Source organism: Variovorax sp. GW823-FHT04B03, assembly GCF_058796495.1.
The window spans coordinates 1758146-1779454 of the sequence record NZ_JBXAIT010000001.1; the positions used below are offsets into that span (position 1 = coordinate 1758146).

General features: G+C 69.4%; 18 protein-coding genes. 11 read left to right on the forward strand and 7 right to left on the reverse strand.

Annotated elements, in window-relative coordinates; genetic code table 11:
• Positions 1-34: 34 nt before the first annotated feature.
• From AC1RAD_RS08245 to AC1RAD_RS08255, 3 genes are all read right to left on the reverse strand, one after another.
• Positions 35-865: a BPSS1780 family membrane protein gene (locus AC1RAD_RS08245; RefSeq protein ID WP_095744262.1), complete on the reverse strand. Its 831-nt coding sequence runs from the start codon at positions 863-865 to the stop codon at positions 35-37.
• A gap of 8 nt (positions 866-873) precedes the next feature.
• On the reverse strand, positions 874-1923 hold the full coding sequence (locus AC1RAD_RS08250; protein ID WP_492734470.1) for a homoserine kinase: 1050 nt from the start codon (positions 1921-1923) through the stop codon (positions 874-876).
• A 73-nt stretch (positions 1924-1996) separates the two neighbouring features.
• Positions 1997-2371: a hypothetical protein gene (locus AC1RAD_RS08255; protein ID WP_062468938.1), complete on the reverse strand. Its 375-nt coding sequence runs from the start codon at positions 2369-2371 to the stop codon at positions 1997-1999.
• 97 nt (positions 2372-2468) lie between these two features.
• Between AC1RAD_RS08255 and polA the strand changes: the two genes are divergently transcribed.
• The 6 genes from polA to AC1RAD_RS08285 all read left to right on the forward strand — a co-directional run bounded on the left by polA (position 2469) and on the right by AC1RAD_RS08285 (position 11836).
• A complete protein-coding gene (gene polA, locus AC1RAD_RS08260; RefSeq protein ID WP_492734471.1) occupies positions 2469-5285 on the forward strand; it encodes a DNA polymerase I in 2817 nt (938 codons plus the stop codon).
• 63 nt (positions 5286-5348) lie between these two features.
• The gene (locus tag AC1RAD_RS08265; protein WP_095946818.1) at positions 5349-6635 is read left to right on the forward strand and encodes a M20/M25/M40 family metallo-hydrolase; all 1287 of its coding nucleotides are present in this window, start codon (positions 5349-5351) and stop codon (positions 6633-6635) included.
• Between the two features lie 22 nt (positions 6636-6657).
• Positions 6658-7560, forward strand: a complete 903-nt coding sequence (locus AC1RAD_RS08270; RefSeq protein WP_062468929.1) for a LysR family transcriptional regulator — start codon at positions 6658-6660, stop codon at positions 7558-7560.
• 41 nt (positions 7561-7601) lie between these two features.
• On the forward strand, positions 7602-7961 hold the full coding sequence (locus AC1RAD_RS08275; protein WP_492734472.1) for a hypothetical protein: 360 nt from the start codon (positions 7602-7604) through the stop codon (positions 7959-7961).
• Positions 7962-8078: 117 nt separating this feature from the next.
• Entirely contained in the window at positions 8079-10244 is a 2166-nt protein-coding gene (locus AC1RAD_RS08280; protein WP_492734473.1) for a TonB-dependent receptor, read from the forward strand.
• Positions 10245-10261: 17 nt separating this feature from the next.
• Complete coding sequence (locus tag AC1RAD_RS08285; protein ID WP_492734474.1) at positions 10262-11836, forward strand: PepSY domain-containing protein; 1575 nt, start codon at positions 10262-10264, stop codon at positions 11834-11836.
• Here the strand turns inward: AC1RAD_RS08285 and AC1RAD_RS08290 are convergent.
• On the reverse strand, positions 11769-12995 hold the full coding sequence (locus tag AC1RAD_RS08290; RefSeq protein WP_492734475.1) for a D-amino acid dehydrogenase: 1227 nt from the start codon (positions 12993-12995) through the stop codon (positions 11769-11771). The two genes, AC1RAD_RS08285 and AC1RAD_RS08290, sit on opposite strands and share 68 nt — an antisense overlap.
• A gap of 201 nt (positions 12996-13196) precedes the next feature.
• Between AC1RAD_RS08290 and AC1RAD_RS08295 the strand changes: the two genes are divergently transcribed.
• The 5 genes from AC1RAD_RS08295 (at position 13197) to AC1RAD_RS08315 (ending at position 17243) form a co-directional block, all read left to right on the forward strand.
• On the forward strand, positions 13197-14087 hold the full coding sequence (locus AC1RAD_RS08295; protein ID WP_062468917.1) for a transporter substrate-binding domain-containing protein: 891 nt from the start codon (positions 13197-13199) through the stop codon (positions 14085-14087).
• A 20-nt stretch (positions 14088-14107) separates the two neighbouring features.
• Entirely contained in the window at positions 14108-14848 is a 741-nt protein-coding gene (locus AC1RAD_RS08300; protein ID WP_307584776.1) for an aspartate/glutamate racemase family protein, read from the forward strand.
• 127 nt (positions 14849-14975) lie between these two features.
• Positions 14976-15875, forward strand: a complete 900-nt coding sequence (locus AC1RAD_RS08305; protein WP_492734476.1) for a dienelactone hydrolase family protein — start codon at positions 14976-14978, stop codon at positions 15873-15875.
• Positions 15876-15987: 112 nt separating this feature from the next.
• Complete coding sequence (locus AC1RAD_RS08310) at positions 15988-16893, forward strand: ZIP family metal transporter (RefSeq protein ID WP_492734477.1); 906 nt, start codon at positions 15988-15990, stop codon at positions 16891-16893.
• 131 nt (positions 16894-17024) lie between these two features.
• On the forward strand, positions 17025-17243 hold the full coding sequence (locus AC1RAD_RS08315) for a hypothetical protein (protein ID WP_062468907.1): 219 nt from the start codon (positions 17025-17027) through the stop codon (positions 17241-17243).
• Between the two features lie 19 nt (positions 17244-17262).
• On the opposite strand, the gene AC1RAD_RS08320 is transcribed toward AC1RAD_RS08315, so the two are convergent.
• From AC1RAD_RS08320 to AC1RAD_RS08330, 3 genes are all read right to left on the reverse strand, one after another.
• The gene (locus AC1RAD_RS08320) at positions 17263-18648 is read right to left on the reverse strand and encodes an amidase (protein WP_492734478.1); all 1386 of its coding nucleotides are present in this window, start codon (positions 18646-18648) and stop codon (positions 17263-17265) included.
• 64 nt (positions 18649-18712) lie between these two features.
• Complete coding sequence (locus AC1RAD_RS08325; RefSeq protein WP_492734479.1) at positions 18713-20344, reverse strand: dipeptide ABC transporter ATP-binding protein; 1632 nt, start codon at positions 20342-20344, stop codon at positions 18713-18715.
• 2 nt (positions 20345-20346) lie between these two features.
• A complete protein-coding gene (locus AC1RAD_RS08330) occupies positions 20347-21297 on the reverse strand; it encodes an ABC transporter permease (protein ID WP_070061793.1) in 951 nt (316 codons plus the stop codon).
• Positions 21298-21309: the final 12 nt, after the last annotated feature.

The window sequence follows — 21309 nt, forward strand, 5'->3', positions numbered from 1 at the left end:
CTTGCCCGAAAGGGGGCAGCGGGCGATGCCGACTTCAGTTCGCGTCGAAGCTGTCCCGGAAGGTGAACCAGGTCGAGGCCAGCGACATCGCCGCCAGCACCAGCGCGGTGCCGATCATCAGGATGTTGCCGATCGCCAGGGCCGCGCCGTCGGAGCCCATGGCGCCGACGCCGATCAGCACGGTGGCGAGCAGGCCGATGGCGATGCCCGCGAGCATGAACACGCCGAACCACGCCAGGCCGAACAGCGCGTAGGCGCCGAAGTTGCGGAACAGCGCGACGATGCTGAAGAAGACGCTCTTCACCGGTTCCACGCGGTGCCAGTGCACCAGCGCCGGCGCATGCCACATGGCCAGCGACAGCGGCAGGTTCAGGCACATCAGCAGCGTGCGTGCCGTGAGGAACTCGCTGCTCTTCATGACCTCGGGCGTCACCACCTCGTCGAACAGGTAGGCGCGCATGAGCTGGCCGCCGTCGACCAGCGCCGTGAGCGTGACGGCCAGCACGAAGTACACGGCCGAGATCACGCCCAGCACCACCAGCGAGCGCCATTCGGTGCGCATGGCGTCGAACACCGCGATGAACATGGCCGAGCCCGTGGGGCGGCCCAGGTCGCCCGCGTTGCCCAGGCCGTCGGCGTTGTCGGTCGCTGCCACCGAGGTCGCGACCATCAGGCCGAGCGTCATGAAGGGCAGCAGGATCGGGGCGAGCACGCTGCCGAGCAGCGGCAGCATCGACACCGTCGAGATCATCGCCATCAGCAGGAAGAACAGCGAGATGAAGGCCAGCGGCTGGCGCCAGAAGGTCTTGAGTCCGAGGCGGACCCAGTCGAAGCCGGTGCGCGCCGGCACGAGGTGGAGTTTCATGTGTACGGTCAGGCTGCCAGCGCCGGCTCTAAGACGTGGGCGATGGCGTGCGGGTGGGTGGCGCGCTCGCGCAGCACGCGCTCGAAGTGCGTCGGGTCGTGGGGCTTGAGCATGCTGGCCTCGCGCGGCAGGTGGAAGTCCCACAGGCGCGAGATCCAGAAGCGCAGCGCGGCGGCGCGCAGCATCGCGGGCAGCAGGGCGCGCTCGGAGGCGTTCAGCCTGCGCACGCTCTCATACGCGGCGAGCAGGGCGTCGGCGCGGGCGGCGTCATGCCGGCCGCTGGTCAGGTCGATGGCCCAGTCGTTCAGGCACACGGCCAGGTCGAACAGCCAGGTGTCGGTGCCGGCGAAATAGAAGTCGAACACGCCCGTGAGGCGCGGCGGCGCGTCGGGCTCGCCGCCGGTCGCGAACATCACGTTGTCGCGGAACATGTCGGCATGCACTGGGCCGCGCGGCAGCGCCGCGTAGGCCGACGATTCGGCGACATGGTTCTGGTAGGCCAGCTCGGCGCGCAGCAGCGCAGCCTGCGCCTCGTCCATGTAGGGCAGCACCACCGGGGTGGTCTCGTTCCACCAGGGCAGGCCGCGCAGGTTGGGCTGGATGCGCGGGTAGTCGCGCCCGGCCAGGTGCATGCGGGCCAGCATGGCGCCCAGTTCGGCGCAATGGGCGGCCGTGGGGGCCAGCTCGCTGCGGCCCGACAGCTTCTGCACCAGCGCCGCGGGCTTGCCGGCCACGCGGTGCAGCAGTTCGCAGGGCGCCTGCGCGGGGATCGACAGCGCATGGCCGGTCGGCGGCGCCACGGCCGGGTCGGCCACGGGCGCGGGCACCGGCAGGCCGGCACCGGCCAGGTGCTTCATGAGGCAAAGGTAGTACGGCAGCTGCTCGGCGCTCAGGCGCTCGAACAGCGTCAGCACGAACTCGCCCGACTCGGTGGTCGCGAAGTAGTTGGTGTTCTCGATGCCGCCCTCGATGCCGCGCAGCTCGCGCAGGGCGCCCATGCCAAGGCGCTGGACGAGCGCGTCTGCCTCGCCGAACTGGACTTCGGTAAAAACTGCCATGGCGATGCTCAGCGCCGGACGGCGGCTGCGGGAGAAAAGAGGGAGGGCGGGAAGGAGAACGACGACGTCACGGTCAGAACTTCAGCACGTTCCAGACACGCGGGCCGTTGCCGCCGCTGTTCGCGTCGCCGGTCGTGCCGGGGCGGGCGCTGCCGCCGTCGTTGGGCAGCACTTCGTAACCGGGCATGTTCGACTTGGGCTTGACGTTGATGCTCTGCGTGCGGCCGCCGTAGCGCACCTCGTCGACCGAGGCGCCGCTGTCTTCCGTGTGGATGTGCTCGACCTTCTGGTTGCGCCGGCCGTCGGCCTGCTCCTGATTTTGTAGCGGTTCCGCCGGGGCCGGCTTGGCGGCAGGCGCGGCCGGCGCCTGCGCGAGGGCGGCAACGGGGGTGGCGAAAGCCAGCGCCAGCAGGATGCGGCGGGCGACCAGGAGTGGGGAGCTAGGCATGCACGGATTGTAGGCGTGCACCCGCTGGCGGCGTGTCGGCCGCCAGCCGACCCTGGTGTCGTTCCGGACGCCGGTCCGGGCACGGCAAAATGCCCCGATGACCGACAAGAAAACGCTGCTGCTCGTCGATGGCTCGAGCTACCTGTACCGGGCCTTCCACGCGATGCCCGATCTGCGCGCCGTGCCCGGCGACCCCAAGAGCCCGGCCACCGGGGCGATCCGGGGCATGATCAACATGATGACCGCGCTGCGCCGCGAGGTGCGCGCCGACTACGCGGCCTGCATCTTCGACGCCCCCGGCAAGACCTTCCGCGACGACTGGTACCCCGAGTACAAGGCCAACCGCTCGCCGATGCCCGACGACCTGCGCAGCCAGATCGACCCCATCCACGAAGTGGTCAAGCTGCTGGGCTGGCCGGTGATCACCGTGCCCGAGGTCGAGGCCGACGACGTGATCGGCACGCTCGCCAAGGTGGCGGCCGCGCAGGGCGTCGAAGTGATCGTCTCCAGCGGCGACAAGGACCTGAGCCAGCTGGTCGACGAGCACATCACCATCATCGACACGATGAACGGCAAGAAGCGCGACATCGCCGGCGTGACGGCCGAGTTCGGCGTGCCGCCCAGCCTCATGGTCGACTACCAGACGCTCATCGGCGACACGGTCGACAACGTGCCCGGCGTGCCGAAGGTCGGCCCGAAGACCGCCGCGAAATGGCTGCTCGAATACGGCTCGCTCGATGCGCTGGTCGAACGCGCCGCCGAAGTGAAGGGCGCCGCCGGCGAGAACCTGCGCCAGGCGCTCGACAAGCTGCCGCTGAGCCGCCGCCTCGTCACCATCCGCACCGACTGCGACCTGAACGGCTTTGTCGAAGGCCTGCCCTCGCTCGAAGGCCTGCCCGTCGGCGCGCCGCAGACGGCCGAGCTGAAGCCCTTCTACGAGAAGTTCGGTTTCAAGAGCCTGGTCAAGTCGCTCGAAGCGCAGGAAGTACCGCCCGAGCTGATCGAAGAGAACGCCAAGAAGAAGGCCGCTTCCAAGGCCGATCGCGACCAGGGCGGCCTGTTCGACGAGCCCTCCGAGCTGGGCGCGCAAGAGGCCGCCGCGCCCGCGAGCAACCTCAAGTACGACACCGTCATGGAGTGGGCGCAGTTCGACGCCTGGCTCGCCAAACTCGAGGCCGCCGAACTCACGGCCATCGACACCGAGACCACCTCGCTGGACGAAATGGTCGCGCAGATCGTGGGCATCAGCTTCAGTGTCACGCCGGGCGAAGCGGCCTACATTCCGCTCACGCACAACTACCCCGACGCGCCCGCGCAGCTGCCCATCGACGAGGTCCTCGCCAAACTCAAGCCCTGGCTCGAGAACGCTGACAAGAAGAAGCTCGGCCAGCACATCAAGTACGACCGCCACGTGTTCGCCAACCACGGCGTCGAGGTGCAGGGCTACGCGCACGACACCATGCTGCAAAGCTACGTGCTCGAAGTGAACAAGCCGCACGGCCTGTCATCCCTGGCCGAGCGCCACCTGGGCCGCAGCGGCATTTCGTACGAAGACCTGTGCGGCAAGGGCGCGCACCAGATCTCGTTCAGCCAGGTCGACATCGCCAAGGCCGCCGAGTACTCGTGCGAAGACAGCGACCAGACGCTCGACGTGCACCACGCGCTGTGGCCCCTGCTGCAGAAGGAAGAAAAGCTGGCCTACATCTACCAGCTCGAAATGGATTCGAGCGAGGCGCTGTACCGCATCGAGCGCAACGGCGTGCTGATCGATGCGCCCACGCTGGCCGCGCAGAGCCACGATCTGGGCACGCGCATCATGGCGCTGGAGCAGGAGGCCTACGACATCGCGGGCCAGCCCTTCAACCTCGGCTCGCCCAAGCAGATCGGCGAGATCTTCTTCACCAAGCTGGGCCTGCCCGTGGTCAAGAAGACGCCGAGCGGCGCGCCCAGCACCGACGAAGAAGTGCTGGAGAAGCTGGCCGAAGACTATCCGCTGCCCGCCAAGATCCTCGAGCACCGCGGCCTGTCGAAACTCAAGGGCACCTACACCGACAAGCTGGGCCAGCTGGCCAACCCGCGCACCGGCCGCGTGCACACGCACTATGCGCAGGCCGTGGCCGTCACGGGCCGCCTGAGCAGCAACGACCCCAACCTGCAGAACATCCCGATCCGCACGCCCGAAGGCCGCCGCGTGCGCGAGGCCTTCGTGGCACCGGCGGGCAGCGTGATCGCCAGCGCCGACTACTCGCAGATCGAGCTGCGCATCATGGCCCACATCAGCGGCGACGAGTCGCTGCTGCGCGCCTTCACCGACGGCGTCGACGTGCACCGCGCCACGGCCGCCGAGGTGTTCGGCACCACGCCCGACCAGGTGTCCAGCGAGCAGCGCCGCTACGCCAAGGTCATCAACTTCGGCCTCATCTACGGCATGAGCAGCTTCGGCCTGGCGAAGAACCTGGGCATCGAGACCAAGGCCGCGGCCTCGTACATCGATCGCTACTTTGCGCGCTATCCGGGCGTGAAGACCTACATGGACCAGATCGTGGAGTTCGCGCGCGACAAGGGCTATGTCGAGACTGTGTTCGGCCGGCGCCTCTACCTGAGCGAGATCAACGGTGGCAACGGCCCCCGCAAGAAGGCGGCCGAGCGCCAGGCCATCAACGCGCCGATGCAGGGCACGGCGGCCGACCTCATCAAGCTCAGCATGGTCAAGGTACAGAACGTGCTTGACGAAGAGAAGCGCGCCACCAGGATGATCATGCAGGTGCACGACGAACTGGTGTTCGAAGTGCCCGAGGCCGAGATCGAATGGGTGCGCACCGAAATCCCGCGCCTGATGGCCGGCGTGGCGGCGCTCAAGGTGCCGCTGCTCGCCGAGATCGGCGTCGGTCCCAACTGGGACAAGGCCCACTGATCCTCACTGATCCACGTTCGCACGATCCCCAAGAGACAAACGACAGAAAGAAGAAACACGCCCATGAAACTCCAGCCCCGCACCTTCCTGCTCGCCGCCGTCTGCGCGGCCTTCCTCGGCACCGCTTCCGCTGCCCCTGATGCCCGCATCGCCGCACTGGCCGCCAAGGAAAAGCCCGCCCTGCTCGAGACGCTGAAGGAGCTGGTCTCCATCGAGTCGGGCAGCCGCGACATCGAAGGCCTCGAGAAAATCTCCGACCTCATCGCCGCGAAGTTCAAGGCGCTGGGCGGCGAGGTCGAGCTCATCGATCCGAGCGCCGACGCCTACCGCATGGAAGACACGCCCGAGAAGATCGGCCGCGTGGTGCGCGCCACCTTCAAGGGCACGGGCACCAAGAAGATCATGCTCATCGCGCACATGGACACGGTCTACACCGTGGGCATGCTGAACAAGCAGCCGTTCCGCGTCGACGGCGACAAGGCCTACGGCCTGGGCATTGCCGACGACAAGCAGGGCGTGGCCGTCATCACGCACCTGGTGTCGATGCTGCAGGCGCTGAAGTTCAAGGACTACGGCACGCTCACCGTGCTGATCAACGGCGACGAGGAAATCAGCTCGCCGGGTTCGCGCGCCTTGCTCACCAAGCTCGGCGGCGAGCACGACGCCGTGCTGTCGTTCGAGGGCGCCTCCATCAAGGACGACAAGCTCTCGCTGGCCACCGCGGGCATTGCCTCGGTCACGCTGAACGTGGCGGGCAAGGCCTCGCACGCGGGCTCTGCGCCCGAGCTGGGCGTGAACGCGCTGTACGAGCTGTCGCATCAGATCCTGCAGATGCGCGACCTGTCCGACCCGTCCACGGGCCTGAAGATGAACTGGACCATCTCCAAGTCGGGCACCAACCGCAACGTGATCCCGGCCAGCGCCACGGCGGGCGCCGACGTGCGCGTGCTCAAGGTGGCCGACTACGACCGCATCGAGCAGCAGGTGAACGAGCGCGTGAAGAAGCAGCTGGTGCCTGACGCCAAGGTCGAGCTGAAGTTCGAACGCCGCCGTCCGCCGCTCGAGGCCACCGACGCGTCGCGTGCGCTGGCCAAGCACGCGCAGGCCATCTACAAGGACGAGCTGGGCCGTCCGCTGGGCGCCGACGACAAGGCCGCCGGTGGCGGCACCGACGCGGCGTTCGCTTCGCTCAAGACCAAGGCGCCGGTCATCGAGCGCTTCGGCCTGCAGGGCTTCGGCGCGCACACGGCCGACGCGGAGTACGTGCTGATCGACTCCATCGAGCCGCGCCTCTATCTGGGTGTGCGAATGGTGATGGACATCGCGACGGGCAAGACCACCGTCCGCTGACCGCCACCGACCGCTGTCGGCCATGCGGCTGCGCCACATCGAGGTCTTCAACGCGATCATGCTCGCGGGCAGCGTGAGCGCGGCCGCGCGGCTCATCAACATCACGCAGCCGGCCGTGAGCCGCACGTTGCAGCATGCCGAGCTGCAGCTGGGCTTTCCGCTGTTCCAGCGCGCCAAGGGGCGGCTCACGCCGACCACCGAGGCGCTCACGCTGTACCCGCACATCGAGCGGCTGTTCGCGCAGCTCGACGAGGTGCAGCGGCTGGCGGCGAACCTGCGCGCGGGCAACGACACGGGCGAGCTGCGCATCCTCAGCGTGCTCGCGCTGAGCTACGAAATCCTGCCGCGCGCGCTCAAGGCCTTCCGCGAGATGCACCCGGGCTACGCGATCACGGTCGAGTCGCTGCACTCGCCGCAGATCATGTCGGCGCTGCTCTTGCAAGAGGCCGACGTGGGCTTCGCCTTCAGCCCCGCGGTGCACCCTTCGCTCACGCAGGAGACGCTGGCCGACAGCCGCATGGTGTGCGTCGCGCCCAAGGGCATGCTGCCGCGCGCGCTGGTGCGCAACGGCTCGGTGGCACTGCACGATCTCATCGACCGCCCGGTGATCGGCCTGGACGGCCGCGACCCGGTCGGCACCAGCCTGAGCCAGGCCTGCCGGCAGGCGGGCGTGGGCTTCCAGCAGGCCGTGGTCACGGTGCAGACCTACCACGCGGCGCTGGCTATGGCGCACCACGGACTGGGCGTGGCGCTGGTCGACGGCTGCACGGCGCGCTCGGCCGACCGCGCCAAGGTCGACGTGCTGACGCTGGAGCCGCACATTCCCGTGCCGGTGCGCGCGCTGCGCTTCGCAGGCCGGCCCGACTCGGTGGCCGTGCGCGGCATCACGCGCTGCATGCGCGAGGCGATCGAGCAGACCGCCTGAGAAAGATGCGGGGCATTCGCCTCGCGCCATAATCCGCGCCCATGCACACCCTTCGAACCTTCTGCGCAATGCACCGCCTGGTGCTGGCGTGGTTCATGGCGTCGCTGCTGGTCGCGGGCGCGTCGCCGCTCGTGAACCCGCAGGCGATGGAACTCGTGTGTTCCGCCGCGGGCACCGTCAAGCTCATCGTGCAGGGCGACGACGGCGCCACCGAAGTCGGCATGGCGGCCATGGACTGCCCGCTGTGCATGGTCTCCGGGCCGCCGCCCGCCACCGTGCAGGTGACGCTGCCCACGCCGCTGCCGCTGGGCCGCGCGCTGCAACCGATTCCCGCTGCCCGCCTCGCGGCAGCCACGGCCTCGCCGCTGCCGGCGCGCGGGCCGCCCACGCATCTCTCCTGAGCTTCGTCGTTCCTGCACCTGACGCCGCCTGAACGGGCCGCGCGGTGCGTTCCCGGTCGTTGTGCGGCCGGCGCTGCGCTTCATTGTTTTCGCCAGCGCCGTCGCAAGAGAGATGCCATGCCCACCCTTTCCCGTGCCCCCGCTTTGGGGCTGCTTGCCTTGTTCGGCGCCGTCAGTTCGCCTGTCCAAGCCCAGACCACCGTGTCTTCACTGCCTTTGATCGAGGTGGCCGACGACGCCCCGCGCCCCAACGGCCGGCTCGACCTCGACACGCCCGCCGACACCGCGAGCCGCCTGGGCCTCACACCGCGCGAGACGCCCGCTTCCGTCACGGTGGTGAACCGCGCGGTGCTCGATGCGCGCGGCGCGCAGAACACGCAGGAGGCGCTGCGCGCCGTGCCCGGCGTGACCGCGCACGACGCGCCCGGCAACGTCGGCGTGAGCTACCGGGGCTTCGGCAGCGGCTCGATCGCGCAGCTGTTCAACGGCATCAACCTGCAGTACTCGATCGCGGCACGCCCGGTCGACAGCTGGATCTACGACCGCGTCGAGGCCATCGGCGGCCCGTCGAGCTTCCTGTTCGGCTCGGGCGCGCTGGGCGGGTCGATCAACTACATCACCAAGGCGCCCGAGCGCAGCGACTTCACCGAAGCGCAGCTGCGCCTGGGCACGCAGAACCTGAAGGAGGCCTCCTTCGGCCTGAACCGCCGCATCGCCGGCGACGGCGGCGCGGGCAGCCACTATGCGCGCATCGACGTGAACCACCGCGACGCCCACGGCTGGACCGACGGCACCAGGAACAAGTCGACGCAGCTCGCGGCCTCGCTGCTGTCGGACTTCGGCGGCGGCCTGAAGCACACGCTGGCCTACGAATACCAGGACGAAGACGTCACGCGGCCCTACTGGGGCACGCCCGTGCTGAACCCCGCGGGCGGCGAGATGCGCATCGACCGCGCCACGCGCTTCAAGAACTACAACAGCGCCGACGGCCTCTACGCGCAGCGCGTGCAGTGGCTGCGCTCGGTCACCGAATGGCAGGCCAGCGACGCGCTGCAGTTCAAGAACACCTTCTATGCCTACGACGCGCTGCGCGACTACCGCAACGTCGAGAACTACCGCTACAACGCACGCAACACGGCCGTCATCCGCTCGGGCGCCTTGCTGCAGCGGCACGACCAGGACGTGTGGGGCAACCGCGTCGAGGGTCTCTACAGGGGACTGCTCGGCGGGCTGAAGAGCGACTGGTCCTTCGGGCTGGACTTCAGCGTGAACCGGCAGACGCGCTTTCCCAACAGCCTGCCCGGCACCGTGAGCACGGTGAACCCGTACGTCTTTGCCACCGAGCGCTTCTTCGACGTGCCGGGCATGACGCCCGGTTTCCGACCCGACCGCGACAACAAGGTGCGGACCACCGCGCTGTACCTGGAGAACCGCACCGCGCTGCAACCGTCGCTGCACCTCGTGACGGCACTGCGCCACGAGCGCATCGACCTCGACCTGGTCAACCGCCGCACCGTGGATGCGGCGAACCCGGCCACCTTCCATCGCGGTTACCGGCCCACCACCGGCCGCATCGGTTTGGTGTGGGACTTCGCGCCTGGCGCCAACCTGTACGCGCAGTACGCCACGGCGGCCGATCCGCCCTCGGGCGTGCTTTCGACCGCGTCGTTCGCCGACGTGCGCAACAACAGCGAGCTCACCACCGGCCGGCAGGTCGAGGTCGGCACCAAGCTCGACTTCTGGCAGGGCAAGGGCACGGCCACGCTCGCGGCCTACAGCATCCGCCGCACCAACATCGCGACGCAGGACCCGGCCAACAGCGCGCTCACGGTGCTGGTCGGCGAGCAGTCGTCCAAGGGCGTGGAGCTGGCGCTCGGGCTGCAGCCCACGCCGCAGTGGTCGCTGCAGGGCAACCTCACGTACGTCGATGCGCGCTACGAGCAGTTCCGCCAGGGCGGCGTGTCGCTCGCGGGCCGCACGCCGACCAACACGCCGGCGGTGGTCGCGAACCTCTGGGTGTCGTATGCCATCACGCCGCGCCTGCAGGCCACGGCGGGCGTGCGGCATGTGGGCAAGGTGTACGCCGATGCGGCCAACACGATGCACTGGCCCGGCTACACGCTGCTCGACCTCGGGCTGAGCTGGCAGGTGAACCGCAACGTCACGCTGGTGGGCCGCGTGCGCAACGCGACCGACCGCGTGTACGCCGCGAACGTCGGTGCCGGCTTCGCCTACCTCGGCGCGCCGCGCACGGCCGATGTGTCGGTGCGCGTGAGCTTCTGAACCCCGGGAGCGCCGCCATGCATGCCAAACGCTGGTTGTTCCTGATCCACCGCTGGCTCGGCGTGGTCGTCTGCGCCTTCTTCGCGATGTGGTTCGTCTCGGGCGTGGTGATGATGTACGTGGGCTACCCCAAGCTCACCGAGGCCGAGCGTCTGCAGCACCTGCCGGCGCTCGATGCGAAGGCGCCCTTGCTGGGGCCGCGGCAGGCGCTCGATGCGGCCGGTATCGCGGGGCCGCTGCAAGACTTGCGGCTGGCCGTGGCCAGCGGCGGGCAGGCGGTGTACCTCGCGGTGCCGGCGAGCGCGGCAGAACCCGGCGCGCGCCGATCACCGCCGGGGCGCGGCGTGGTGGTCGTCGATGCGCAGAGCGGCGCCGTGCTGCGCCAGGTCGACGGCGCCCGCGCGCTCGTCAGCGCGCAGGCCTATGGGGGCGAGGGCGTGGTGCTCCGGTACCGGGGCACCATCGACGAAGACGCCTTCACCCATTCGCGCGGGCTCGACGCGCACCGCCCGCTGCACGTGGTCGACCTGGCCGATGCGCAGGCCACGCGGCTGTACATCTCGGGCCGCACCGGCGAGGTGGTGCGCGACGCGCCGCGTGCCGAGCGTTTGTGGAACTATGCCGGCGCGTGGATCCACTGGCTGTACCCGCTGCGCGGCACGGGCCTGGACCGCTACTGGGCCGACATCGTCAACTGGCTGTCGATCGTCGGCATCGCCGTCACGCTCACGGGCACCGTGGTGGGCGTGATGCGCTGGCGCTTCCGGCGCACCTACAAGAGCGGCTCGCACTCGCCGTACCAGGGCTTCATGATGCGCTGGCATCACATCAGCGGGCTGCTGTTCGCACTCGTCACGCTGACGTGGATCTTCAGCGGACTGATGTCGATGAACCCCTGGCGCGTGTTCGACAGCGGTGCGCCGGCATTGCGCATGGCGGCGATGCAGGGCGGGCCGCTCGTGGTGAACGCAGGCGATGCGACACCCGCTGCGTTGCTGGCTTCAACGCGTGGCGACATCCGCGAACTGCGCTGGGTGCGCGCGGCAGGGCAGACGCTGGTGCTGGCCAGCACCGCGAGTGGCCGGCCGCTGGTGCGCGATGCGATCAGCGCGCAGCCGCAACAGATCGACCCAGAGGCGCTGCGCACTGCCGTCGCACAACTGCTGCCCGACCCGGTCGCGCGAATCGACGTGCTCACCGCCTACGACAGCCACTACTACACGCGCGAAGCGCACACCATGACCGGCGGCAGCGAGAAGCCGCTGCCCGTCTGGCGCGTGGTGTTCGCCGACGCGCATGCCACCTGGGTCCACGTCGACCCGCAGACCGGCGCCGTGCTCGGTCGCAGCGACAGCACGCGCCGGTGGAGCCGCTGGCTGTTCGCGATGCTGCACAGCTGGGACTGGCTGCCGCTGCTCGAACACCGTCCGCTGTGGGACGTGCTGCTGGTCGCGCTCAGCGTGGGCGGTGCGCTGCTGAGCCTGACCGGCGTGGTGATCGGCTGGCGGCGCCTCGGCCGCAAGCTCAAGAGTGCGACGGGGTCGCGTCCAGCGCCTGCACGATCCGCTGCGCCGAGCCGAAGGCCAGCGTGAAACCCAGCGCGCCGTGGCCGGTGTTGAACAGCATGTTCGACGGCGCGTGCGGCAGCCGTCCGATGATCGGCAGGCCCTTCGGCGTGGCTGGGCGCATGCCGGTCCAGGGGTGCAGTTCGGCCAGGCGGCTGGCGCGTGGGAACACGGCGCGCGTGGCGTCGGCCAGCGTCTCGATGCGCGTGGCCGGAATGCTCGCGTCGTGCCCCACGAGCTCGGCCATGCCGGCCACGCGCAGGCGCGAGCCGATGCGCGCGAAGACCACCTTGCGCGCGCTGTCGGTCACGTTCACGCGCGGCGCCGCGCCGGGCGCGGGGTCGACGTCGACCGTGATGCTGTAGCCCTTGAGCGGATACACCGGCAGGTAGGCGCCGAGCGCGCGACCCAGCTTGTGCGAGGCCGAACCGAGCGCCATCACGAAGGCATCGGCTTCGATGTCGCCCTCGCTCGTCTGCACGGCCGCCACGCGACCTTCGCTGCGCGCAAAGCCGTGCACGTCGGCACCGAGCAGGAAGCGCACGCCGCGCGCGCTCAGTGCGCGCATCAGCTCGGCGCACACCTTGAGGCAGTCGGCCGCGCACTCGCTCGGCGTGTGGACCGCACCCGCCATCTGGCCGCGGTAGTCCGCGAGCGCAGGCTCGATGGCCACGCACTCGTCGGGCGTGACGATGCGCTGCTCGCTGCCCAGGGTGCGCTGCAGTTCGACCTGTGCGCTCGCCCCTTCGAGCGACGCCGCGCTCGCATAGAGCACCAGCTTGCCGGTGGCGGAGAAATCGCAGTCGGGCGCGATGTCGGCCTGCATGGCCTCGAAGCCGGTGCGGCTCGCGGCCGCCAGCGCGAGCAGCTGCGCGGTGGTGTCGCGCGAGGTCGCGGCGTTGCACGCGGCCAGGAAGGCCAGGCCCCAGCGCCATTGCAGCGGGTCGAGCTGCGGGCGCAGCTTCAGCGGCGAAGTGGGGGAGAACAGCAGCTTGGGGAGCTGCGTCCAGATCGATGGATCGGCCAGCGGCTGCACGTACGAGTAGCTCAGCTGCGCGCCGTTGCCGCCGCTGGCGCCCGCGCCGGGCGCCGCGCGGTCGATCACCGTGACCTGGTGGCCCAGGCGCTCGAGTTGCCAGGCGGTCGCCAGGCCCACGATGCCGGCGCCGAGCACGCACACATGCATGGAGGCAACTTTCCGGAAGTGAAGAAGAAAGGGAACAGAAGAGACAGCGTGCGACTGTAGAGGCCCCTCGCCGTGCCCGGAAATGCCAAAAGAACCCAGCCCATAACCTTTGGGCATGACCCCGGGGTTAATTGGAATTGTCCCGATGTGTCACTCCTTCTTACACTGGCTGTCTGTTCAATCCAACCGATGAAGGCTCGAATGAAACTCTCCGTTTTGATGGCGTCCCTGGCTGCCGCGGTCCTCTTCACTGCACCGGCCGCACAAGCTGCCGACACGCTCGCCAAGATCGCCGAGTCCGGCAAGATCTCGCTCGCCTACCGCGAGTCGTCGGTGCCCTTCAGCTACCTGGACGGCCCCAACAAGCCGATCGGGTTCTCGGTGGAACTCTCCAACGCCGTGGTCGAGGCGGTGAAGAAGAAGTTGAACAAGCCCAACCTGCAGGTCTCGCTGATGGCGGTCACCTCGCAGAACCGCATCCCGCTGATCACCAACGGCACCATCGACCTGGAGTGCGGCTCCACCACCAACAACACCGCGCGCGGCAAGGACGTGGCCTTTGCGGTGAACCACTTCTACACGGGCACGCGCCTCTTGACGAAGAAGTCTTCCAAGATCAAGGACTACGCCGACCTGGCGAAGAAGACCGTGGCCAGCACCACCGGCACCACCAACGCGCTGGTCATGCGCAAGTACAACACCGAGAAGAACCTCGACATGAACATCGTGCTCGGCAAGGACCACGCCGACGCGTTCCTGCTGGTCGAGAGCGACCGCGCCGTGGCCTTCGCCATGGACGACATCCTGCTGTTCGGCCTCATCGCCAACTCGAAGAACCCGGCCGACTACGAAGTGGTGGGCGAGTCGCTGCAGGTCGAGCCCTACGCCTGCATGCTGCCCAAGGACGACCCGGCCTTCAAGAAGCTGGTGGACGACACCTTCACCGCCATGATGAAGAGCGGCGAGTTCGAGAAGCTCTACACCAAGTGGTTCATGCAGCCGATCCCGCCGAAGAACGTGCCGTTGAACCTGCCGATGAGCGACCAGCTGAAGGAAAACCTGAAGGCCTTCAGCGACAAGCCGGCCACCTGATCGAAGGCAAGAGAAAAGACATGGTCGCAGCCACACAGGTCGTCGGCATCCTCGGGGGCATGGGCCCCGCGGCGGGCGCCGACTTCGTCCGGCTCTTCGTGCAGGCCTGCGCGCAGCAGATGCGTGCGCGTGGCGAGCCGGTGCGCGACCAGTCCTTTCCCGAACACTGGCTGGCGCAGGTGCCGGTGCCCGACCGCACCGGCGCGCTGGCCTCCGATGCGCAGGGCGCGCACCAGCCGCTCGAACCGATGCTGCAGGCGCTGGGCCGGCTGGCCGCGCTGGGCAGCCGCGCCGTGGCCATCGCCTGCAACACCGCGCATGCGTGGCACGCCAACCTGCAGGAGCGTTTTCCGCAGGTCGAGCTGCTGCACATGGCGCGCGAGACCGCGCAGCACCTGGCCGCGCAGGGCGCGAGCGAGGTGGCGCTGATGGCCACCGAAGGCACCTACCGCGTGCGGCTGTACGAGCAGGCACTGGCCGAGGCCGGCCTGGGCTGCCATGTGCCGTCGGCCGACGAGCGCCAGACGATCATGCGCGGCATCTTCGACGGCGTGAAGGCCGGCAACCTGCCGCTGGCCGAACGCTGCTTCTCCGAGGTCGCGCTGCGGCTGGCCGAGCGGCATGGGCCGGTCACGATCATCATGGGCTGCACCGAGGTGCCGCTGGGCCTGCAGGGCTCGGCCGCGGTGGCGGGGCTGCGCCTCGTCGATCCGGCGCAGGTGCTGGCCGAGGCGCTCGCACGGCGGGCCTACGGCACCTGACCTCAGCCCGAAGCGGCCCGGCTGCTTTACGGTCCGGTCATACGGCCCGGCCCGATTTCGCCTACATTGCGGCGTGCGTTTTTCTACGCCACACCCCCTTGTCAGACGATTCAACCGGAGCCCTTGCATGACCTCCTTCGACGACAACCGTTCCGAATTCGATTCGCTGCGCCCCGGCGACAGCACCGAGCAGGGGGCCACGCGCCGCACCGCGCTCAAGGCCGCCCTCGGTGTCGGCTACGCCGCCGCCGTGCTGCCGGTGGCCGCGCAGACGGCCATCGCCACCCCGGCCGACGGCCTGAAGGCCGGCCCCATCAAGTACACCGTCAACGGCTTCGAGGTGCCTGCCTATGCCGCGGCACCGGCCGGCAAGACCGGGCTGCCCGTGGTGCTGGTGATCCAGGAGATCTTCGGCGTGCACGAGTACATCGCCGACACCTGCCGCCGCTTCGCCGAGCTGGGCTACCTGGCCATCGCGCCCGAGCTGTATGCGCGCCAGGGCGATCCGCGCGGCTACACCGACATTCCCAAGCTGCAGGCCGACATCGTCACCAAGGTGCCCGACGCGCAGGTCATGGCCGACCTCGACGGCGCGCTGGCCTGGGCCAAGGCCAACGGCGGCGACACGAGCAAGGCCGGCATCACCGGCTTCTGCTGGGGCGGGCGCATCGTGTGGCTCTATGCGGCCACGGGCAAGGTCAAGGCCGGCGTGGCGTGGTACGGCCGGCTGGTCGGGCAGGCCAGCGAATTGCAGCCGAAACACCCCGTCGACATCGCCGCCAGCCTGCAGGCGCCGGTGCTCGGCCTGTACGGCGGAAAAGACCAGGGCATCCCCCTTGACACGGTTGATAAGATGAAAGCTGCTCTGGCCACTGGAACTGCAGCGGCCAAGGCATCGAGCTTCGTCGTGTACCCCGAAGCAGGCCACGCGTTCCACGCCGACTACCGCCCCAGCTACCTCAAGAGCGCCGCGGACGACGGCTGGCAGCGTGCCACGGCCTGGTTCAAAGCCAATGGTGTCGCCTGACCGAAGACGGCGCCCGTAGCCACCTGCCGCCGAAGGCCGTCCGAAGTGACGGCCTTTCTCTTTTTATGAACGGAACAAGGCCGTACCGGCCGTCCCTCTTGCGCAAGCAGCTATGAATTTGATAGTAATTCTCGTGGCGACCCTGGTCGCCGGCATCGGTAGCGTCTGGCTCGCGGCCCTGCTGCTGCGCGTGGGCGTGCGCAGCGGCGGCGGTGGCGTGAACCCGCAGCACCTGCTGAGCCTGGCGGCCGGCGCGCTGCTGGCCACGGCCTTCATGCACCTGCTGCCCGAGGCCTTCGAAAGCCGCATCGAGCCCGCGCTGCTGTTCGCGGTGCTGCTGTTCGGGCTGGTGTTCTTCTTCCTGCTCGACAAGGCCGAGCTGTGGCACCACGGGCACGAGCACCACCATGGCGATGCCGCACCGGCGAAAGAGGGCGCGCACGACCACCACGACCACGATCACCACGGCCATTCGCACGCCCATCACCACCACGCACCCCCCACGGGCGGCGGCGGCTGGGCTGTGCTCACGGGCGACAGCGTGCACTGCTTCGGCGACGGCATCCTGATTGCCTCGGCCTTCGTGGCCGACATCCGCCTGGGTCTCGTGGCCGCGCTGGCCGTGCTCGCGCACGAGGTGCCGCACCACATCGGCGACCTCATCGTGCTGCGACAGAGTTCGGCCAATTCGCGCGCGGCGCTGGTGAAGGTGTCGCTTGCGGGCACGATGACCATGCTCGGCGGCATCGCGGGCTGGTGGCTGGTCGACCAGCTGCATGGCTGGCTGCCGTACTTCCTGGTGCTGGCGGGCAGCAGCTTCGTCTACGTGGCGCTGGCCGACCTGATTCCGCAGCTGCAGAAGCGCCTGCCCGCGCGCCAGACCGCGGCGCAGATTGCGTGGCTCGCAGCGGGCATCCTGCTGGTCACGCTCGTGAGCCGGCTCGCGCACGGCGAGCATGGCCACGAACACGGCCATGACGAAGGACACGGCGAGCACGGCCACGTCCACAAGGACTGACGACAACGCGTGTGGGCGGCCTCGGGAGACGGGAAACTTTCCGACACCGACGTCAGCCCGTCGATCCACCGCAAGGGGCAAAACAGGCGCACCATAGAGGGCCGTTCACCCATCTGCCGAGGAATTCGATCATGACGCCCCAAGCCGATGCCACCGCGCGCTCCGCCTCGTCGTCCGAAGACGACGATGACGACAGCACGCCTGCCGACGACTTCGACGAACTCGAAGCCGATGCGTCCGACGACCTGTCGGACGAAACGGGCATCGACCTCACCGATGCCAGCGAGCTCGATGCCGACAACGTGCCGGCCGACGAAGAGTTCGACCGCGTGATGAACGCGCCGGACTGATTCGCCTGACCCAGCCCGGTCAGGCCGGTTCGGGCCAGCGCGCCTGTGCCGGACGCACCGATTCGTAGAAGCGCGCCATCTGCAGCACGCCCAGGTCGTCGAAGCGACGCCCGGCGATCTGCAGGCCGATCGGCAGGCCATTTTTCGCATGGCCGCAGTTGATCGAGGCGGCCGGTTGTTCCGACTGGTTGAACACCGACGTGAAGTGCGAGTCCTTCAGCAGGTTTTCCGAGCCGCTGTTGATGGCGTCCGCCGCGAACGGCAGCACCGGCGACACCGGCGACAGCAGGTAGTCGAAGGGCTGCGTGGCCGCCACGGTGGCCGCGCGCAAGGCCTGCATGCGCGTGAAGGCGCGGAAGGTGTCTTCGGGCGTGAGCGAGGCCGCGAACTCCGCCGCCTGATGGATGTAGCCGGCCGCGAGCTTCGCGCGTTCGGGCGCCATCGCGGCCAGGTCGACGCGGCAGCGCATCGTGAAGAAGTGGGCCATGCCCATGCGCATGTCGAGCGTGGTCCAGTCGGCCAGCGGCTCGACGATGGCGCCGGCCTGCTCGAACAGGCGGGCCGCGGCCAGCACGGCCTCTTTCACTTCCGCATCGATCGGCCAGCCGCCCATGGTCTCGGTCCACAGGCCGATGCGCAGGCCCTTCACATTGCGTTCGAGCCGCTGCCATGCGAAGTCGTTCGGCGGCAGGCTCATGTAGTCGCGCGCGTCGGGGCGCGTCACCACCTGCATCAAGAGCGCGGCGTCGGCCACGGTGCGCGTCATCGGGCCGATCACGCGCGCCGCGGCGGGCGGATCGACCGGGATGCGGCCCTGGCTGGGCTTGAGGCCGAACACGCCGCAGAAGCTGGCCGGGATGCGCACCGAGCCGCCGATGTCGGTGCCCAGGTGCAGCGGGCCGTAGCCCGCGGCAGCCGCGGCGCCGGCGCCCGAGCTCGAGCCGCCGGTGTTGCGCCCCAGGTCCCACGGGTTGCGCGTGAGCGCGTGGAAGCTCGACGGCGCGGCGCCGAGAAAGCCGAAGTCAGGCATCGTCGTCTTGGTCACGATCACCGCGCCGGCTTCGCGCAGGCGCGCGGCGGCGGGGGCGTCGGCCGCGGCGGGCGCCAGCACGGTGGCGGCGCTGCCGATGGGCGTGGGCGTGCCGCGCGTGGCGATGTTCTCCTTGAGCGTGACCGGCACGCCGTCGAGATCGCCCTGCGGCTTGCCCTGTGCCCAGCGTGCCTCGGAGGCGCGGGCCGATGCGAGCGCGGCCTCGGCGTCCAGGCCGTAGGTGGCGTGGATGTGCGGCTCCCAGCGCTCGATGCGCGCAAGCACGGCCTGCGTCACCTCGACCGGCGACAAGGCGCGGTCACGGTAGTGTTCGAGCAACTGGAGGGCACTGAGTTCGTACAGGGGTGTGGTCATGTCTTCGTTTCTTCTTGGGGTGGTGGGATGAAGGTGGGTTGAAAGATGGAGAAGAGGACGGCGCTCAGCCGCCTCCGAACACATAGCCCTGGCCCGGCGCCGCGGCCAGCAGCGTGCGCGTGTAGGCCTCGCGCGGTGACAGCAGCACGTCGTGCGCGCTGCCTTCTTCGACGATGCGGCCCTTGTGCATCACGATCAGGCGGTCGCAGATCTGGCTGGCCACGCGCAGGTCGTGGGTGATGAACAGGATGCCGATCGACAGCCGCTGCTGGATCTCCGCGAGCAGCTTCAATATCTGGTCCTGCACCGACACGTCGAGCGCCGACACGGCCTCGTCGGCGATCAGCACGCGCGGCTCGCAGGCCAGTGCGCGCGCAATGCACAGCCGCTGGCGCTGACCGCCCGAGAACTCGCTCGGATAGCGGTGCAGCACCTCGGGCTGCAGCCGCACCAGCGCCATCAGCTCCTCGGCGCGCTGCCAGGCCTTGGCATGCGGCACGCCGAAATTCACCGGCCCCTCGACGATCGACTGGCCCACCGTGCGGCGCGGGTTGAGCGAGCGGTTCGGGTCCTGGAACACGACCTGCACCATGCGCCGGAACGCCGAGCGCTGCGCGCCGCGCGAGCCCTCGATGCCCGGCACGCGGATGTCGCCGTCGGTCGGCTCGATGAGCCGCGCGATGCAGCGCGCCACGGTCGACTTGCCCGAGCCCGACTCGCCCACGATGCCGACCGTCTCGCCCGCATGCAGCTTCAGCGAAACGTCGGCCGCCGCATGCACCGTGCGGCGCTTGCCGGGCCAGCTGCCCGTGCGGTAGACCTTGCCCACGCCGCGCGCATCGAGCAGCGGCGCCTGGGCGTCGATGGGCGCGCGCAGCACGGGCGCCAGCCGCGGCACGGCGTCGAGCAGCATGCGCGTGTAGGCCTCCTTCGGGCGACGCAGCACGTCGTCTTTCGGGCCGCTCTCGACCTGCCGGCCCAGCTGCAGCACCACCACCTGGTCGGCGATGTCCGCCACCACGCCGAAGTCGTGCGTGATGAACAGCACGGCGGTGCCGTTCTCCTGCTGCATCTCGCGGATGAGCGCGAGGATCTCGGCCTGCGTGGTCACGTCGAGCGCGGTGGTGGGCTCGTCGCAGATCAGCAGGGCCGGGCGCAGGATCAGCGCGATGGCGATCACGATGCGCTGGCGCTGCCCGCCCGAGAGCTGGTGCGGGTAGGCGTCGTAGATGCGCTGGGGCTCGGGCAGCCGCACGCGCTCGAAGATGGCCAGCACGCGCGCGCGGCGCGCGGCGGCGCCCAGCGTCGTGTGCTCGGCCAGGATCTCGTCGACCTGCGCGCCGCAGCGCATCACCGGGTTGAGCGCGGTCATCGGTTCCTGGAACACCATCGCCATGCGCGCGCCGCGCAGGGCCCGCAGCCGCGCCGGGCTGGCCGCGAGCACGTCCTCGCCCTGCACCTCGATGCGCCCGGCCGAGGGCCGCAGCGACGCGGGCAGCAGGCCCATCGCGGCCTGCGCGATGACCGATTTGCCGGAGCCCGATTCGCCCAGCAGGCACACGACCTGCCCGGGCATGACGTCGAACGAGATGCCGTGCACCGCATGCGCGCGGTCGGCGCCGGCGGGCAGGTCGATGGCGAGGTCGCGCACCACGAGACAGGGCGCGGCGGACGTTGTGGAAGGGGTGGATGTCATGCTCAGCCTCCGCGTGCCTTGAACTTGGGATCGAGCGCGTCGCGCAGGCCGTCGCCGAGCATGTTCACGGCCAGCACCGTGAGCGCCAGGAAGAGGCCGGGCAGCAGCACGGTCGAGGGGTGCGAGGTGAAGTGCGTGCGGCCTTCGGACATGATGTTCCCCCAGGTCGGCACTTCGGACGGCAGGCCGATGCCCAGGAAGGACATCACGGCCTCCACCAGCATCGCCGCCGCGCAGATGAAGGTGCCCTGCACGATCAGCGGTGCCACCGTGTTGGGCAGGATGTGGCGCAACATCAGCTTCCAGGTCGGCGTGTCGAGCGCGACGGCCGCTTCCACATACGGCTCTTCGCGCACCGACAGCACCACCGAGCGCACCAGCCGCGCCACGCGCGGCGTCTCGGGCACCACGATGGCCAGGATCACCGTGAGCAGGCTGGGCCGCCACACGGCCACCAGCACGATCGCGAACAGGATGCCGGGGATGGCCATCATCCCGTCCATCACCCGCATGATCACGCCGTCCAGGCGCCGGAAGTAGCCCGCCACCATGCCCACCACGAGGCCGAACGCGACCGAGCCCAGCGCCACCGCCACGCCCACCGACAGCGAGATGCGCGCGCCGTAGGCCGTGCGGCTCCACAGGTCACGGCCCATGCTGTCGGTGCCCAGCGGGAAGAAGCGATCGAAGCTGTCGCCCGCCAGCGTGGTGAACTCTGCGCGCGCGCCGGGCGGCAGGTGCGAGTTCGCGGGGTCCATCGCGTTCGGGTCGATGGTGCCGAGCCAGGGCGCGGCCACCGCCAGCAGCAGCATCGCGGCCAGCAGGACGCCGCCGATGCGCACGCCGCCGTTGGCGAGCAGGCGGCGCAGCAGCGAGCGGGCCGGGGCCCGGGGTGCGGCGGGCGGAACCGCGGCAGAGGCAGGCGCGTCGTCGCGCAGGGAGATCGAAGTCATGGCGGGGCTTTC